This window comes from Microbacterium mcarthurae, assembly GCF_046064585.1.
Lineage (GTDB): Bacteria > Actinomycetota > Actinomycetes > Actinomycetales > Microbacteriaceae > Microbacterium > Microbacterium mcarthurae.
In genome coordinates this window covers 514,085-530,262 of sequence record NZ_JAROCE010000001.1, presented here as the reverse complement: position 1 = coordinate 530,262, position 16,178 = coordinate 514,085, and the positions used below count along the sequence as shown (strand labels likewise).

Here is a 16,178-nt window from a genome sequence, read left to right as displayed (position 1 = left end):
TCCGCTCCGGTTCAGGCCGCGTCTCCCACCAGAACGGCGGCGCCCTCGTCGGCGGCGGTCGGATGTGCCCGGTCGATGTGGGCGAGAGCCGCGCGACCGAACAGAACGCAGGTCGCTGAGATCACGACGGACACGGTCGCCATAACGTAGGGGACCCCGGCCCCGGCGGCGTGCCACAGGAACGCGGCGAGGGGCGGAGCGACGGCCCCACCGAGGAACCGGACCGCCGAGTAGGCCGACGACGCGACCGAGCGCGGCAGATCGGTCGCCTCCATGACCGCCTCGGTGAGGGCGGTGTTCACGACGCCCAGGACGAGACCGCCCACGACGATGCACGCGACGAGCGCGGCGGGCGACCCCACGACGAACGCAGCGACGAGCAGGTCGACCGCCAGAAGCGGCAGTGCCACGAGCAGGACGGTGGTCAGTCGCATCCGGCGCAGCAGGAGGGGAGCAACCCACACGCTCGTGACCGCCAGCGCCACGCCCCAGCCGAAGAACGTCAGACCGATCCCCATCGCGCCGAAGCCGAGGGGGAACGGAGAGAACGCCAAGAGCGTGAAGAAGCCGATGTTGTAGAACAAAGCGGTCGCGGCCAGGATCGCCAGCGCCGGGCGGCCCAGCGCGCGGAACGGCGCGCTGAAGGGAATCGGCGAGCGGGCGGGCGACGGGCCGCGGAGGAGCACGAGCACCGCGACGAAGGCAACCGCCATCAGCGCCACGACGCCGAAGAACGGGCCGCGCCAGCTCGCCTCGCCCAGGATGCCGCCCAGCAGCGGACCCACGGCGATGCCGAGACCCAGGGCGGCTTCGTACAGCACGATCGCGGCGGAGCTCCCGCCCGAGGCGGCCCCGACGATCGTGGCGAGGGCGGTCGAGATGAAGAGGGCGTTCCCGAGACCCCATCCCGCGCGGAACCCGATGACGGCGTCGACGCTCCCGCTGAGGGCGCACAGGAGCGCGAACACGACGATGAGTCCGAGCCCGATGAGCAGTGTCGCCTTCGCGCCGATGCGGCTCGAGATCCAACTGGTCACGAGCATCGCCAGACCCGTGACGACGAGATAGCTGGTGAACAGCAGCTCGGTCTCGACCGGGCTGGCCTGCAACGACTCCGCGATCGCGGGGAGGATGGGGTCGACCAAGCCGATCCCCATGAACGCCACGACACACGCGAACGCGACCGCCCACACCTGAGCGGGCTGCTTCCAGACGCTCGGAGCGGCGCTCATCGTGCCCCCTCCGGCTCGAGGCCCACGCGGGCCGCCAGGGCGTCGGCGCTCATGCGGACCGCGTCCCACTCGGCATCCATCAGATCGGCGACGTGCGGGGTCAGGGCGGCGCTGAGCGCTTCCATCCACCGATCGAGCTCGCGCAGACCCTCGTCGGTGGCCGATACGACGCTCACGCGCGAGTCGTCCGGATGGATGCCGCGGACGAGCAGCCCGACCGTCTCCATCTGGTGGACGAGCCGGGTCATGCCGGGCTGTGACACGCGGCTGAGCGTGGCGAGGTCGCCGATGCGCTGCGGGCCGTGGTCACGCAGGAGCGTCAAGGTGCGCCACTGTGCCGCGGGGGCGTCGTTCTTCGTCTCGAGGGCCGCGATGCGCGTCAGGGCGTGCACCGCGAGGATCAGTCTCTGCAGGTCGTCGTCGCGGGTCATTCCCACGAGTATACCCGCGTTATATAACCTGGGTATGCATCATCGTCCGGCGATGCGCGTGGAGAGCTGATGCGCGTGCGCCAGCAGGGTGCGACCGAGTTCGGCGAGGCGCTCGCCGCTGAACCGGAACTCCACGCCCGTGAGACTCAGCGCCCACTGAGGCTCACCGGTGCGGGTGAACACCGCGGCCCCCAGGCCCCAGCTGCCCTCGACGATGAGGCCCGGATTCACCGCGTAGCCGCGAGCCTTCGTATGGGCCACGCGGGTACGCAGACGCGCCGGAGCGTGCGCAGCGCCCCACTGTTCGGCGAGGTCGGCATGGCGGTCGAGGTACGCGTCGACCTCGTCCGGTGGCAGGAACGCCAGGATCGCCAGTCCCGCGGATGCAACACCCAGAGGGAAGCGCACGCCCTCCGACAGCACAAACGAGCGGATGGGAAAGCTGCCGTCCTCGCGGACGAGGCACACCGTCTCGTCGCCGCGGCGTACGGAAAGAAATGCGCTCTCCTCGGTGCGGACGGCGAGAGACCGCACGATGTCGCACGCGACCGCGGTGACGTCGAAACGGGATGCCGCGACCGTGCCCATCAAGTACAGCTCGGGCCCCGGCAGCCACCGGCCCGTCGCCTCGTCGCGGTCGACCAGCCCCTCCTGCCGGAGCGCGGAGAGCAACCGGTGTGCCGTCGGGCGGGTCAGGTCGGCGCGTCGCGCGAGATCGACCACGGCGACGCCGTCGGTGCCGGCCGCCGTCACGAGGCGCAGAAGGTGGGCCGCCCGGGCGATGGCCTGCGTGCCCGGCACCATCGCGCGGGAGGAAGAAGCGGCGTTGTCCACGATGTGGACGCTACGCGGGCTGGCATCCACATCGCAAGAATCGACGCGACCCCCGCGACGCGACGAGTTCACGATGGGGTCACTGATCCCTGCACGAAGGAGTCCGCGTGATCGACAAGACCTGGCCGTCGGCGGCAGACGCCGTCGCCGACATCCCTGACGGAGCATCGCTCGCGGTGGGCGGCTTCGGCCTCTCGGGAAACCCCATCGCGCTCATCGAGGCCGTCCTGGCGCAGGGCACGGGTGACCTCTCGGTCGTGTCGAACAACTGCGGCGTCGACGACTGGGGGCTCGGCATCCTGCTGGGAGCCGGCCGCATCCGCAAGATGACCTCGTCGTACGTCGGCGAGAACAAGGAGTTCGAGCGCCAGTTCCTTTCGGGCGAGCTCGAGCTCGAACTCACCCCGCAAGGCACCCTCGCCGAGAAGCTGCGGGCCGGCGGGTCGGGCATCGCGGCGTTCTACACGCAGACCGGCGTGGGAACGCAAGTCGCCGAGGGCGGGCTTCCGCAGCGATACGACGGGGCCGGCGGCGTGGCCGTGGCATCCCCGGCCAAGGACGTGCGCGTGTTCGACGTGAACGGACAGCCGCGCGAGTTCGTGCTCGAGGAGGCCATCACCACGGACTTCTCGCTCGTGCACGCGTGGAAGGGCGACCGCCACGGCAACCTCGTCTTCCGCAAGGCCGCCCGCGCCTTCAACCCCCTCGCCGCGATGGCCGGCCGCGTGTGCATCGCGCAGGTCGAGCACCTCCTGGAGCCCGGCGAGATCGACCCCGACGACGTGCATCTGCCCGGCGTCTTCGTCCACCGCATCGTCGAGGTCGGTCCCGACATCCCCAAGCGCATCGAGAAGCGCACCGTCACCGAAGGAGCCCGCTGACATGGCCCTCACCCGCATCGAGATGGCCGCCCGCGCGGCGCGCGAACTCTCCGACGGCTCGTACGTGAACCTCGGCATCGGTCTCCCGACCCTCGTTCCCAACTACGTCCCGGAGGGCGTAACGGTCGTCCTGCAGTCCGAGAACGGCATCCTCGGGGTCGGTCCCTACCCGACGGAGGACGCGGTGGATGCCGACCTCATCAACGCCGGCAAAGAGACCGTGACCACGCTCCCGGGCGCGGCGTTCTTCGACTCGGCAACGAGTTTCGGCATGATCCGCGGCGGCAAGATCGACGCCGCGATCCTCGGCGCCATGCAGGTGTCCGCGACGGGTGACCTGGCGAACTGGATGATCCCCGGCAAAATGGTCAAGGGCCCCGGTGGTGCGATGGACCTCGTGCACGGCGCCGCTCGTGTCATCGTCCTCATGGAGCACGTCGCGCGCGACGGCTCTCCGAAGATCGTCGACACGTGCTCGCTGCCGCTCACCGGCCGCGGGGTCGTCGACCGCATCATCACCGACCTCGCCGTGATCGACGTCACGGACGAGGGGCTCATCCTCGTCGAGGTCGCACCGGGCGTCACCATCGACGAGGTCGTCGCTGCCACCCAACCCCCGCTCACCGTCCGCATCCCCGAGGAGCAGAACGCATGACCTCCGCCACCGACGTCGTCATCGTCGCCGCCGCCCGCACGCCCCAGGGGCGTCTCAAGGGCCAGCTCGCGCCGCTCACCGCGGTGCAGCTCGGTGCGACCGCCATCTCCGGCGCCCTGGAGCGCGGAGGCATCCCCGCCGATGCCGTCGACGCCGTGCTGGTCGGGCAGGTCCTGCAGGCCGGGGCCGGACAGAACGCCGCGCGTCAGGCGGCGATCGCCGCCGGCATCGGCTGGGATGTCCACGCCGCAACGATCAACAAGGTGTGCCTGTCCGGGCTCACCGCGGTCATCGACGCGGCGCGCATGCTGCGACTCGGGGATGCCACGGTTGTCGTGGCCGCGGGGATGGAGTCGATGACCCGCGCCCCGCATCTGCTCATGAACTCCCGCGACGGGTACGCGTACGGCTCGGTCGAGGTGCTCGACCACATGGCGTACGACGGTCTCACCGACGCGTACGACCGCGAGAGCATGGGGGCATCCACCGAACGGGCGAACGCCCGCTACGAGGTCACCCGCGAGGCACAGGATGCCGTGGCCGCGCGCTCGCACCAGCGCGCCGCGGCCGCACAGCGGGAGGGCGTGTTCGACGCCGAGATCGTCCCCGTCACGATTCCGCAGCGGAAGGGCGATCCCGTCGTCGTCACGGTCGACGAGGGGATCCGGCCGGACACGACGACCGAAACGCTGGCCAAGCTACGCCCCGCGTTCGTAGAGGGCGGTTCAATCACGGCCGGCAATGCGTCGCAGATCTCGGACGGAGCCTCCGCGGTCGTCGTCACCACGCGCACCGTCGCCGAGGATCGGGGGTGGGACGTCCTGGCCGTCGTCGGAGCCGCGGGTCAGGTCGCCGGCCCCGACAACTCACTGCACGCGCAGCCCGCCCGCGCGATCGCCCAGGCGTTGGAGAAGCAGGGGATCACGGCATCCGATCTCGATCTCGTCGAGATCAACGAGGCCTTCGGGGCGGTGGTCGCGCGGTCGCAAGCGGAGCTCGGGATCGCCGACGAGATCGTGAATCCGCACGGTGGGGGCATCGCGATCGGCCACCCGATCGGGGCGTCCGGCAATCGTCTCGTCGTGCACGCCGTTCACGAACTGGTGCGGCGGGGGAGCGGCGCAGCCGCGGTCGCCCTCTGCGGCGGGGGCGGGCAGGGCGACGCGCTGATCCTCACGCGATGAACGGATGCCGGGTCTCAGGGCCCGGCATCCGCGTCTCCGGCGTCAGCGCGACAGGCGCTTCTTGAGGAGCTTCTCCTGGCGCTTGGCGACGGGGGAGTCGCCGGCCACCTGACGTCCTCGGCGGGCACGGCGCGTGTCGACCACCGCGCCGACGGCGAGGGCGAGCGTGATGCCCCAGCTCAGCCAGGCCAGGGCGGTCCGCCACGTGAACGGCTCGTCATTGCGCAGGCCCCGCAGCAGCGTGACGCCGCCGGTGATGGCGCTGAGGAGTCCGGTTCCGAAGATGTACTGGCGCATACCCCAAACCTAGCGACCCGCCGGATCGGCGTCCCGCCGCCTTGACATCCCGCTCCGCGCCCGCGAGGAACGCTGGCTGACGCGAAACACGCTATGGCGAAGCGTCTCCCGACAGAATGCGCGTTATCGCATTCCAGAGGTCCCGCGGAACGCGCTCACCCCACTGTTAGCCTGGGGTCAAGCTACCGAGGAGGACCTGTGCCACAGGCCGATTTCGTCGTCGTCGCCAATCGTCTGCCGGTGGACCGCACCCCCGACGGGGACGGGTGGCGCCGCTCTCCCGGCGGACTCGTCACCGCGCTGGAGCCGGTCATGCGCCGCGCCGAGGGGGCATGGGTGGGCTGGGCCGGCCAGCCCGACGTCGCGCTGGACCCATTCGAGTTCGAGGGGACGCATCTCGTCCCGGTCGAGCTGTCGGCCGCCGACGTGCAGCACTACTACGAGGGCTTCTCCAACGACACGATCTGGCCGCTGTACCACGACGTCATCGCCGAGCCGACGTACAAGCGCGCGTGGTGGGACGCCTACGTTCGGGTGAACCGCCGCTTCGCGGAGGCCGCGGCCGAGGCGGCGGCCGACAACGCGATCGTGTGGGTGCAGGACTATCAGCTGCAGCTCGTGCCCAAGATGCTGCGCGAGCGGCGCCCCGATCTCACGATCGGTTACTTCCACCACATCCCCTTCCCCGCCTACGGGCTGTACGCGCAGCTCCCGTGGCGCAAGCAGGTGCTGGAGGGGCTGCTGGGCGCCGACGTCATCGGATTTCAGCGCGTGGCCGATGCGGGCAACTTCGCTCGCGCCGTGCGCCGGCAGCTGCGCTACGAGACCAAGGCCAGCGGCATCTCCGTGCCGGACGGCCAGGGGGGAACGCGTGTCGCTCTCGCCAAGGCCTTCCCCATCTCCATCGACGCCGAGTCGTACATCGAACTCGCTCAGCGCCCCGACATCCAGCAACGCGCACGGGAGATCCGCGAGGGCCTCGGCAATCCCCGCAAGATCCTGCTCGGCGTCGACCGTCTCGACTACACCAAAGGCATCCGTCACCGTCTGAAGGCGTGGGGTGAGCTTCTCGAGGACGGTCGAGCGACGGTGGACGATGCCACGCTCGTCCAGGTCGCCAGCCCGAGTCGCGAGCGCGTCGACGCCTACGTGCAGCTGCGCGACGAGATCGAGATGACGGTCGGCCGCATCAACGGCGACTACGACACGACGACCCACACCGCCATCCGCTACCTGCACCAGTCGTATCCGCGCGAGGAGATGGTCGCGCTGTTCCTCGCCGCGGACGTGATGCTCGTCACCGCGCTGCGCGACGGCATGAACCTGGTGGCCAAGGAGTACGTGGCCAGCCGTATCGACAACCGCGGTGTGCTCGTGCTCAGCGAGTTCGCGGGTGCGGCCGATGAGATGGGCAGCGCGCTGCTGATCAATCCGCACGACATCGACGGGCTGAAGGACACCATCGTGCGCGCGATCGACATGCCCGCGGCCGAACAGGGCCGTCGCATGCGGGCCCTCCGCAAGCGCGTGCGGGATCACGACGTCGAGGACTGGTCGAGGGAGTTCCTCGACGCGCTGTCGGTCTTCCACGACCGCGCCTCCAGCGCGGCGGCCGCCGCCGAAGTGGACGCCGCCGACGACGAGGGGGTCGCGTCGTGACCGCGGCCGACGCCGCGATCGAGGCGGTATCGACGACCCCGGTGCTTCTGGTGGCGCTCGACTTCGACGGAACGCTGGCTCCGCTCGTCGACGACCCGATGACCGCGCGGATGACGCCGCGCGCCCGCGCCGCCGTCGACGCTCTCGCCGCGCTCCCGGACACGGTCGTCGCCCTGGTTTCGGGGCGTTCGCTCGGACACCTCCGCGAGATCGCCGAACACCTCGATGCCTCGCCCATGTGGCTCGCGGCCTCGCACGGGGTGCAGTACTGGGTACCCGGCGCGGGCGAACAGCCGGCGTCGGACGACGCCGCCGACCTCGCGCTGCGCGACCGCCTGCGCGAGGCGATCACGGCGTCGGTCGCGCACCTGGACGGGGTCTGGATCGAGCCCAAGGAGTTCGGCGTGGGGGTACATACGAGGGTGGCGGACGCCGAGACCGCCCGGGAGGCGCGAGAGGCCGCCGACCGGCTGGTGGCGGCGGAGGCGCCCGGGTGGCGCCGACGTACCGGACACGACATCCTCGAGTTCGCTTTCCGTCACGAGGGCAAGGACTCGGCGGTGGCACACCTCCGAGAACGGGTGGGGGCGACCGCGGTGCTTTTCGCGGGCGATGACGTCACGGATGAGGACGCCCTCCGCGCGTTGCGGACGGGGGATCTCGGCATCCATGTGGGGGACGCCGAGACGGCCGCGACCCTCAAGGTCGCGGACATCGACGCGCTGGTCGACGTTCTGGAGGCCGTCGCGCGTCAGCGTGTCGCTCGCGCGCAATAGACTGCGAGAATGCCCGCTCCGCAGAATCCGAACACCGGCGAGTTCGACATCAAGCCCCGCAGTCGCGTCGTCACCGACGGCATCGAAGCCACGACCTCCCGTGGCATGCTCCGCGCCGTCGGCATGGGCGACGAGGACTGGGACAAGCCCCAGATCGGCATCGCGTCGAGCTGGAACGAGATCACGCCCTGCAACCTCAGCCTCGACCGTCTCGCTCAGGGCGCCAAAGAGGGCGTTCACGCCGGCGGCGGATACCCGCTGCAGTTCGGCACCATCTCGGTCTCGGACGGCATCTCCATGGGTCACGAGGGCATGCACTTCTCGCTCGTCTCCCGTGAGGTCATCGCCGACTCGGTCGAGACCGTGATGATGGCCGAGCGCCTCGACGGATCGGTGCTGCTCGCCGGCTGTGACAAGTCGATCCCCGGCATGCTCATGGCATCCGCTCGCCTGGATCTCTCCAGCGTCTTCCTGTACGCCGGGTCCATCGCACCCGGCTGGGTCAAGCTCAGCGACGGCACCGAGAAGGACGTCACGATCATCGACTCCTTCGAGGCCGTGGGAGCGTGCCTCGCCGGCAAGATGAGCGAGGCCGACCTCAAGCGCATCGAGTGCGCGATCGCGCCGGGCGAGGGCGCGTGCGGCGGCATGTACACCGCCAACACGATGGCCTCCGTCGCCGAGGCGCTCGGGCTGAGCCTCCCAGGCTCTGCGGCTCCGCCTTCGGCCGACCGCCGTCGCGACTACTTCGCCCACCGTTCGGGCGAGGCCGTGGTGAACCTGCTGCGCCAGGGGATCACCACGCGTGACATCCTGACGAAGGAGGCGTTCGAAAACGCCATCGCGCTGGCCATGGCCCTCGGGGGCTCGACCAACGTCGTGCTGCACCTTCTCGCCATCGCGCGTGAGGCCGAGGTCGAACTGACGCTCCACGACTTCAACCGCATCGGCGACAAGACGCCGCACGTCGCCGACATGAAGCCTTTCGGCAAGTACGTGATGAACGACGTCGACCGTCACGGCGGCATCCCCGTCGTCCTGAAGGCCATGCTCGATGAGGGCCTCCTGCACGGCGACGCGCTCACGGTGACCGGCAAGACGCTGGCCGAGAACCTCCGCGACCTCGAGCCCGACCCGGTCGACGGCGACGTCATCCACCGCTTCGACGACCCGATCCACGCCACCGGCGGAATCACGATCCTTCACGGCTCGCTCGCCCCCGAGGGCGCCGTCGTCAAGACCGCCGGCTTCGACGCGTCGGTGTTCGAGGGCCCGGCCCGCGTGTTCGAGCGTGAGCGCGCGGCCATGGACGCCCTCGAGGCGGGAGACATCACCGCGGGCGACGTCATCGTCATCCGTTACGAGGGCCCCAAGGGCGGCCCCGGCATGCGCGAGATGCTCGCCATCACCGCGGCCATCAAGGGCGCGGGGCTCGGAAAAGATGTACTACTCTTGACGGACGGTCGATTCTCAGGCGGCACAACCGGCCTCTGCATCGGCCACATAGCTCCCGAAGCGGTGGACGCAGGTCCTATCGCCTTCGTGCGCGATGGTGATCTGATACGGGTCGATATCGCCGCTCGCACTCTCGACTTGATCGTCGACGACGCCGAGCTGGGTTCTCGCCGCGACGGCTGGGAGCCGCTTCCCCCGCGCTATACCCGTGGCGTTCTGGCCAAGTACTCCAAGCTCGTGCACTCCGCCGCGGAGGGCGCGGTCACGGGCTGACGGCCGTCCCCTTCTCACCCCCCACCTGGTTCCGAGGTTCCACCATGTCCGCCGAATCCGCCACGGCCGTTCCCCGGCCCCCCGCTCGCACCGCCCCGGCGCCCGTGCTCTCGGGCGCTCAGGCGGTCGTCCGTTCGCTCGACCTGCTCGGCGTCACCGACGTGTTCGGTCTCCCGGGCGGCGCGATCATGCCCGTCTACGACCCGCTCATGGACGATGAGAACGTCCGGCACATCCTCGTCCGTCACGAGCAGGGCGCCGGCCACGCGGCCGAGGGCTATGCCGCCGCGTCGGGTCGCACCGGCGTCGCGATCGCGACGTCCGGCCCGGGGGCGACGAACCTCGTAACCGCGATCGCCGACGCCTACATGGACTCGGTGCCGTTGGTGTGCATCACCGGCCAGGTCTTCTCGACCCTCATGGGAACAGATGCCTTCCAGGAGGCCGACATCGTCGGCATCACGATGCCCATCACCAAGCACTCGTTCCTGGTGAAGACGGCGGAGGAGATCCCGGGCGCGATCGCGGCGGCGTTCGAGATCGCCTCGACCGGACGCCCCGGCCCGGTGCTCGTCGACATCACGAAGGACGCCCAGCAGGCGGAGGCCCCGTTCATCTGGCCGCCGAAGATCGACCTGCCCGGCTACCGGCCGGTGACCAAGGCCCACGGCAAGCAGATCCAGGCCGCGGCCCACCTCATCGCGAACGCGAAGAAGCCCGTGCTCTACGTCGGTGGCGGCGTGATCCGCGCGAAGGCGTCGGCCGAGCTCAAGACCTTCGCGGAAGCCACCGGCGCGCCGTTGGTGACCACGCTCATGGCGCGCGGGGCGTTCCCGGACTCGCACCACCAGCACCTCGGCATGCCGGGTATGCACGGCACCGTCCCCGCGGTACTCGCGCTGCAGGACAGCGACCTCATCGTGTCGCTCGGCGCGCGCTTCGACGACCGCGTCACCGGCAAGGCTTCGCTCTTCGCACCGAACGCCCAGGTGGTGCACGTCGACATCGATCCCGCCGAGATTTCCAAGATCCGCACGGCCGACGTCCCGATCGTCGGCGACCTCAAAGAGGTGCTCGTCGACCTGGATGCCGCGTTCCGCCAGGCCGCGTCCGAGACCGAGGTCGACTACTCTGAGTGGTGGTCCTTCCTGAACGGTCTGCGCGAGGAGTTCCCCCTGGGATACACCCCGACCAGTGACGGACTGCTGTCGCCCCAGCACGTGATCCAGCGCATCGGCGAGCTCACCGGACCCGAGGGCATCTATGCCGCGGGCGTGGGACAGCACCAGATGTGGGCCGCGCAGTTCATCAAGTACGAGCGCCCCAACGCGTGGCTCAATTCCGGCGGCGCCGGCACGATGGGGTACTCGGTGCCCGCGGCGATGGGGGCGAAGGTCGCCGAGCCCGACCGCGTGGTGTGGGCGATCGACGGCGACGGCTGCTTCCAGATGACCAACCAGGAGCTCGCGACCTGTGTCATCAACGACATCCCGATCAAGGTCGCGATCATCAACAACTCCTCGCTCGGCATGGTGCGACAGTGGCAGACGCTGTTCTTCGACGGCCGCCACTCGAACACGGACCTGAACACCGGGCACGGCACCCGTCGCATCCCGGACTTCGTCAAGCTCGCCGAGGCTTACGGGTGTCTCGCGATCCGGGTGGAGAAAGAAGACGAGATCGACGCCGCAATCCAGCTGGCGCTGGACACGAACGACCGCCCCGTCGTGATCGACTTTGTCGTGAGCGCCGACGCGATGGTGTGGCCGATGGTCCCGCAGGGCGTCAGCAACAGCTACGTCCAGTACGCCCGCGATCACTCGCCGGCCTTCGCCGAGCAGGAGGACTGACATGTCGAGGCACGTTCTCAGCCTCCTCGTGGAGGACAAGCCGGGTCTGCTGACCCGCGTCGCCGGCCTGTTCGCCCGCCGCGGCTTCAACATCGAATCGCTCGCCGTGGGTGTCACCGAGGTGCCGGGTCTCTCGCGCATCACGGTCGTGGTCGACGTCGAGGGTCTTCCGCTCGAACAGGTGACCAAGCAGCTGAACAAGCTCATCAACGTCATCAAGATTGTCGAGCTCGACCCGGCCAGTTCGGTTCAACGCGAACACGTGCTGGTGAAGGTCCGCGCCGACAACGCCAGCCGGTCCAACGTCCTCGAGGTCGTGAACCTGTTCCGCGCCTCGGTCGTGGACTACGCTCCGGACGCCGTGGTGATCGAGATCACCGGCGACAAGGGCAAGGTCGACGCCTTCCTCAAGGCCATCGAGCCGTTCGGCGTGAAGGAGCTGGCGCAGTCGGGTCTGCTCGCCGTCGGCCGCGGCGGCAAGAGCATCACCGAGCGCGTGTTGCGCGGTTGACGCCCGCCGTGCGGACGGGTGTCCAGGGCACGCCGCACGGTCCCCACGCCTCGAGCGTGTCTTGGACACTCCGTTTCCGAACCGACCACTCACAAGGAGAAAGCATCCCCATGGCAGAGATCTTCTACGACGACGACGCCGACCTCTCGATCATCCAGGGCAAGAAGGTCGCGATCGTCGGCTACGGCTCGCAGGGACACGCCCACGCGCAGAACCTCCGCGACTCCGGCGTCGAGGTCGCCATCGCGCTGAAGGACGGCTCGAAGTCGGCCGCGAAGGCGCAGGAGGACGGCTTCGAGGTCAAGAACGTCGCCGACGCGACCGAGTGGGCCGACCTCATCATGATCCTGGCGCCCGATCAGCACCAGCGTTCCATCTACGCCGACTCGATCAAGGACAAGCTGACCGAGGGTAAGACTCTCGCCTTCGCGCACGGCTTCAACATCCGCTTCGGCTACATCGACGCGCCCGAGGGCGTCGACGTCATCCTCGTCGCTCCGAAGGCCCCCGGCCACACGGTGCGTCGCGAGTACGTCGCGGGCCGTGGCATCCCCGACATCATCGCCGTCGAGCGTGACGCCTCGGGCTCGGCCTGGGACACCGCGCTGTCGTACGCCAAGGCCATCGGCGGCACCCGCGCCGGCGTCATCAAGACGACCTTCACCGAAGAGACCGAGACCGACCTGTTCGGTGAGCAGGCGGTTCTGTGCGGTGGCATGAGCCACCTCGTCCAGTACGGCTTCGAGACGCTGACCGAGGCCGGCTACCAGCCCGAGATCGCGTACTTCGAGGTGCTGCACGAGCTCAAGCTCATCGTCGACCTGATGTGGGAGGGCGGCATCGCCAAGCAGCGCTGGTCGATCTCCGACACCGCCGAGTACGGCGACTACGTCTCGGGCCCGCGCGTGATCTCGCCCGACGTCAAGGAGAACATGAAGGCCGTTCTCGCCGACATCCAGTCGGGTGCGTTCGCGCAGCGCTTCATCGCCGACCAGGACAACGGCGCCCCCGAGTTCCTCGCGCTCCGCGAGAAGGAGCAGGGTCACCCGATCGAGGCGACCGGCAAGGAACTGCGCGGCCTCTTCGCGTGGAAGCAGCAGGACAGCGACTACACCGAGGGCAGCGCCGCGCGCTGACCGTCGTCGACGGCGATCGCGTATCCCGTGTCGAACGCCCCGGAACCTGAGTGTTCCGGGGCGTTCCCCGTTTCGGCGGGGCATCGCCGCGCTGCGGACGCGCGGCGCTAGCGTGGACGCGTGAGCACACCGCGCGACGACGACGCCCTGTCCTGGGACGGTGACGACGACCCGACGCTCGACGTCGGCGAGAAGCGTGCCCCCGAGCGCGCCGCGGAGGCCGAACACGCACCCGGGCAGCCGGACGGCGACCCTGAACCGCCGCGGCCCGGTCCGGGCCCCGAGCCGCTGCGGCCCGAGGACGGTCCCGAGCCGCTGCGACCCGAGCCATCGCGCGAGGCATCGAGCTCGCGGCATCCCGAGACCGCCGCCGTCGACGCGGACGCGGACGCGGATGCCGACCACGCGGCACCCCTCGGCAACGTCGGCCTCGTCGGCATCGGTATGGTGGCGGCGACGTTCCTGCTCTTCGCGATCGGCTGGCTCGTGGCGGGATTCCGTCTGCGCGACCTGGGCCTTCCGATTCCCGACGTGACATTGCTGGCCCTGACCGTCGGCGCGGCCCTCGCCCCGCTCGTCTGGTTCGTGACGGTCCTCGCCCTCACCCGCGCATGGCGTACCTGGCAACGGTTCCTGATGCTCATCCTCGGGATCGTCCTGCTCGTTCCGTGGCCGTTCCTGTCGTTGGGAGCTTTCGTATGAGCACCGCCGCACGCGCACGCCGGCTGCCCACGTGGGTGGTGGTCACGATCGCCGGCATCTTCGGCCTCTTCTACGCGTTCGTCGTGTGGAGTTCGGTCGCCCTGCTCATCCAGCAGGTCAACGGCCCCCTGGGACTGAACGGCCTGGGCTGGTTCGTCTACATCCTTCCGATCGTCTTCCCGCTCGCGGCCTTCGGCGCGGCTTTCGCGATCGGCGCGCGTCGCCGCGCGGGGGAGTTCTCGCTCGCGATGCTCGCGGGGCTCACTCTGTCCGCCGCGTTCTGGCTCGCGATCGTCGGATACGGCGCCACCTCCTTCGGTCTCTACGGCGGCTGAGCTCCCGTCTTCCCCTTCGCAGGACGTCATCGCGCCCACAACTCCCACGCACACTGCCGCCGGTTCGGCCGGCTTGGGCGGTTTCGCGGGTCGGGGACACGTCACACGGTCGGGAGCGAGCCGGGGCCGCGCTAGGCTGACAGACGGCCCGCACGGGCCGCGCGCCCGGTTCGCGCCGGTGGTGCGTGGAGGTGCGCGCTGATCCCGTGCACCGTTCCGAAGGACCGCATCCGTGACGAAGCCCGTCGTGCTCATCGCCGAAGAACTCTCTCCCGCCACGATCGACGCCCTCGGGCCCGACTTCGACGTGCGCCACGTCGACGGGACCGATCGCCCCGCGCTGCTGTCGGCCCTTACCGACGCGCACGCGGTGCTCGTGCGCTCGGCGACCAAGATCGACGCCGAAGCCATCGCCGCGGCGCCGGTTCTCAAGGTCGTCGCCCGTGCGGGGGTGGGCCTCGACAACGTCGACATCAAGGCGGCGACGGCCGCGGGCGTGATGGTCGTCAACGCGCCGACGTCGAACATCATCTCCGCCGCCGAGCTCACGGTCGGCCACGTGCTCAGCCTCGCTCGGCGCATCCCGGCGGCACACGCCTCGCTCGCTCAGGGGCTCTGGAAGCGCAGCTCGTTCACCGGGACCGAGCTGTTCGAGAAGACGATCGGCATCATCGGCCTCGGACGCATCGGCGCCCTCATCGCCGCGCGTCTGCAGGCGTTCGACATGCGCGTCATCGCGTACGACCCGTACGTCACGGCGACGCGCGCCCAGCAGCTCGGAGTGCAGCTCGTCTCGCTCGACGAACTGCTCGAACAGAGCGATTTCGTCACCATCCACATGCCGAAGACGCCCGAGACCACCGGGATGATCGGCGCGGAACAGCTGCGCCGCATGAAGAAGACCGCGTACGTCATCAACGTCGCCCGCGGCGGGCTCATCGACGAGGTCGCCCTGTTCGATGCGCTCACCTCGGGCGAGATCGCCGGTGCAGGGCTCGACGTCTTCTCCACCGAGCCTCCGGCCGAAGACGGCCCGGCCCGTCGGCTGCTCGACCTCCCCAATGTCGTCGTGACCCCGCACCTGGGCGCCAGCACCGAAGAGGCGCAGGAGAAGGCCGGAGTGTCGGTCGCGCGGTCCGTGAAGCTCGCCCTCGAGGGCGACCTCGTCCCGGATGCCGTGAACGTCGCCGGCGGCGCGATCGACCCGTTTGTGCGCCCGGGTATCGCTCTGGTCGAGATGCTCGGCCAGTTCTTCAGCGGCCTCGCCGACAGCGCGCTGTCGAGCCTCGACATCGAGGTGCGCGGCGAGCTGGCGGAGTACGACGTCAGCGTCTACCGCCTCGCGGCCCTCAAGGGCATCTTCAGCCGCATCGTCAGCGAGACGGTGTCCTACGTCAACGCGCCGCTCTTCGCCGAGCAGCGTGGCGTCGAGACGCGGTTGATCGTCGAGTCGGACAGCCCGATGTACCGCAACATCACGATCCTTCGCGGAACGCTCGCCGACGGGTCCACGCTCGAGGTCGCCGGGACGCTCGCGGGCACCCGCATGGTGCCGAAGGTCGTCGGCATCAACGGGTACGAGATCGAGGTTCCGATCGAGACGCACCACCTTGTGATGCGTTATGCCGATCGCCCCGGCATCGTCGCGATCTATGGTCAGAAGCTCGGTGAAGCCGGCATCAACATCGCCGGACTCCAGGTCGCCCGACCGGATGCCACGGGCCGCGCGCTCTCGGTTCTCACGGTCGACTCGCCCGTGCCGGACGCCATCCTCGGCGCGATGCGCGAGGCCGTGAACGCCGACCTGTTCCGTCAGATCGAGATCGTCGAGAGCTGAGCCGCGCGGGCGTGCGAGTGAGGGGGCCGCGAAAGCGACCCCCTCATGGCGTCTCCCGCGGCTGGTGAAGAACGTGCGCAAGCTGGTGGAATCGAGACGTTCGATCGATCCCCAGGAGCGGAACTCGGCA

At 69.5% G+C, this 16,178-nt stretch carries 16 protein-coding genes; 12 read left to right on the top strand and 4 right to left on the bottom strand.

Translation table 11 applies throughout. The features are described 5' to 3' along the window. Positions 1 to 11: 11 nt before the first annotated feature. From P5G46_RS02620 to P5G46_RS02610, 3 genes are read right to left on the bottom strand one after another with little or no spacing between them, the layout of a single operon-like run. A complete protein-coding gene (locus P5G46_RS02620) occupies positions 12 to 1,232 on the bottom strand; it encodes an MFS transporter (RefSeq protein ID WP_408904917.1) in 1,221 nt (406 codons plus the stop codon). Further along, positions 1,229 to 1,663, bottom strand: a complete 435-nt coding sequence (locus P5G46_RS02615; protein WP_408904916.1) for a MarR family winged helix-turn-helix transcriptional regulator — start codon at positions 1,661 to 1,663, stop codon at positions 1,229 to 1,231. The genes P5G46_RS02620 and P5G46_RS02615 overlap by 4 nt, the downstream gene beginning before the upstream one ends. Positions 1,664 to 1,702: 39 nt before the next feature. Then, a complete protein-coding gene (locus tag P5G46_RS02610) occupies positions 1,703 to 2,467 on the bottom strand; it encodes an IclR family transcriptional regulator (protein ID WP_408905269.1) in 765 nt (254 codons plus the stop codon). Between the two features lie 137 nt (positions 2,468 to 2,604). Between P5G46_RS02610 and P5G46_RS02605 the strand changes: the two genes are divergently transcribed. Genes P5G46_RS02605 through P5G46_RS02595 form a run of 3 tightly spaced genes read left to right on the top strand, consistent with a single transcriptional unit; the run spans position 2,605 to position 5,217 of the window. Next, positions 2,605 to 3,378, top strand: a complete 774-nt coding sequence (locus P5G46_RS02605; protein ID WP_239274489.1) for a CoA transferase subunit A — start codon at positions 2,605 to 2,607, stop codon at positions 3,376 to 3,378. Position 3,379: 1 nt separating this feature from the next. After that, positions 3,380 to 4,033, top strand: coding sequence for a CoA transferase subunit B (locus tag P5G46_RS02600; RefSeq protein ID WP_375095515.1), 654 nt, complete (start codon positions 3,380 to 3,382; stop codon positions 4,031 to 4,033). Then, positions 4,030 to 5,217, top strand: coding sequence for an acetyl-CoA C-acetyltransferase (locus P5G46_RS02595; protein ID WP_408904915.1), 1,188 nt, complete (start codon positions 4,030 to 4,032; stop codon positions 5,215 to 5,217). The genes P5G46_RS02600 and P5G46_RS02595 overlap by 4 nt, the downstream gene beginning before the upstream one ends. Positions 5,218 to 5,259: 42 nt before the next feature. On the opposite strand, the gene P5G46_RS02590 is transcribed toward P5G46_RS02595, so the two are convergent. Next, the gene (locus P5G46_RS02590; RefSeq protein ID WP_239274529.1) at positions 5,260 to 5,514 is read right to left on the bottom strand and encodes a cytochrome c-type biogenesis protein CcmH; all 255 of its coding nucleotides are present in this window, start codon (positions 5,512 to 5,514) and stop codon (positions 5,260 to 5,262) included. 198 nt (positions 5,515 to 5,712) lie between these two features. Here P5G46_RS02590 and otsA point away from each other — a divergent pair, with 198 nt between their 5' ends. From otsA to serA, 9 genes are all read left to right on the top strand, one after another. After that, complete coding sequence (gene otsA / locus P5G46_RS02585) at positions 5,713 to 7,173, top strand: alpha,alpha-trehalose-phosphate synthase (UDP-forming) (RefSeq protein WP_239274538.1); 1,461 nt, start codon at positions 5,713 to 5,715, stop codon at positions 7,171 to 7,173. Continuing rightward, on the top strand, positions 7,170 to 7,949 hold the full coding sequence (gene otsB / locus P5G46_RS02580; protein WP_375095517.1) for a trehalose-phosphatase: 780 nt from the start codon (positions 7,170 to 7,172) through the stop codon (positions 7,947 to 7,949). Before otsA ends, otsB begins: the two co-directional genes overlap by 4 nt. A 9-nt stretch (positions 7,950 to 7,958) precedes the next feature. Continuing rightward, positions 7,959 to 9,677 carry a dihydroxy-acid dehydratase gene (ilvD, locus tag P5G46_RS02575; protein WP_408904914.1) on the top strand — a complete coding sequence of 573 codons (1,719 nt, stop codon included), beginning with the start codon at positions 7,959 to 7,961 and terminating at the stop codon, positions 9,675 to 9,677. Between the two features lie 44 nt (positions 9,678 to 9,721). Next, positions 9,722 to 11,527 (top strand): acetolactate synthase large subunit, encoded by a 1,806-nt coding sequence (locus P5G46_RS02570; protein WP_408904913.1) that lies wholly within the window; start codon positions 9,722 to 9,724, stop codon positions 11,525 to 11,527. A gap of 1 nt (position 11,528) precedes the next feature. Continuing rightward, positions 11,529 to 12,038 (top strand): acetolactate synthase small subunit, encoded by a 510-nt coding sequence (ilvN, locus tag P5G46_RS02565; protein ID WP_108319077.1) that lies wholly within the window; start codon positions 11,529 to 11,531, stop codon positions 12,036 to 12,038. 110 nt (positions 12,039 to 12,148) lie between these two features. Beyond that, positions 12,149 to 13,174 carry a ketol-acid reductoisomerase gene (gene ilvC, locus P5G46_RS02560; RefSeq protein WP_239274577.1) on the top strand — a complete coding sequence of 342 codons (1,026 nt, stop codon included), beginning with the start codon at positions 12,149 to 12,151 and terminating at the stop codon, positions 13,172 to 13,174. A gap of 120 nt (positions 13,175 to 13,294) precedes the next feature. Then, positions 13,295 to 13,876 carry a DNA polymerase III subunit gamma/tau gene (locus tag P5G46_RS02555; RefSeq protein WP_408904912.1) on the top strand — a complete coding sequence of 194 codons (582 nt, stop codon included), beginning with the start codon at positions 13,295 to 13,297 and terminating at the stop codon, positions 13,874 to 13,876. Continuing rightward, entirely contained in the window at positions 13,873 to 14,211 is a 339-nt protein-coding gene (locus tag P5G46_RS02550) for a bacitracin resistance protein (RefSeq protein WP_375095521.1), read from the top strand. Before P5G46_RS02555 ends, P5G46_RS02550 begins: the two co-directional genes overlap by 4 nt. Positions 14,212 to 14,443: 232 nt before the next feature. Next, positions 14,444 to 16,048, top strand: a complete 1,605-nt coding sequence (gene serA, locus P5G46_RS02545; RefSeq protein ID WP_408904911.1) for a phosphoglycerate dehydrogenase — start codon at positions 14,444 to 14,446, stop codon at positions 16,046 to 16,048. Positions 16,049 to 16,178 lie beyond the last annotated feature (130 nt).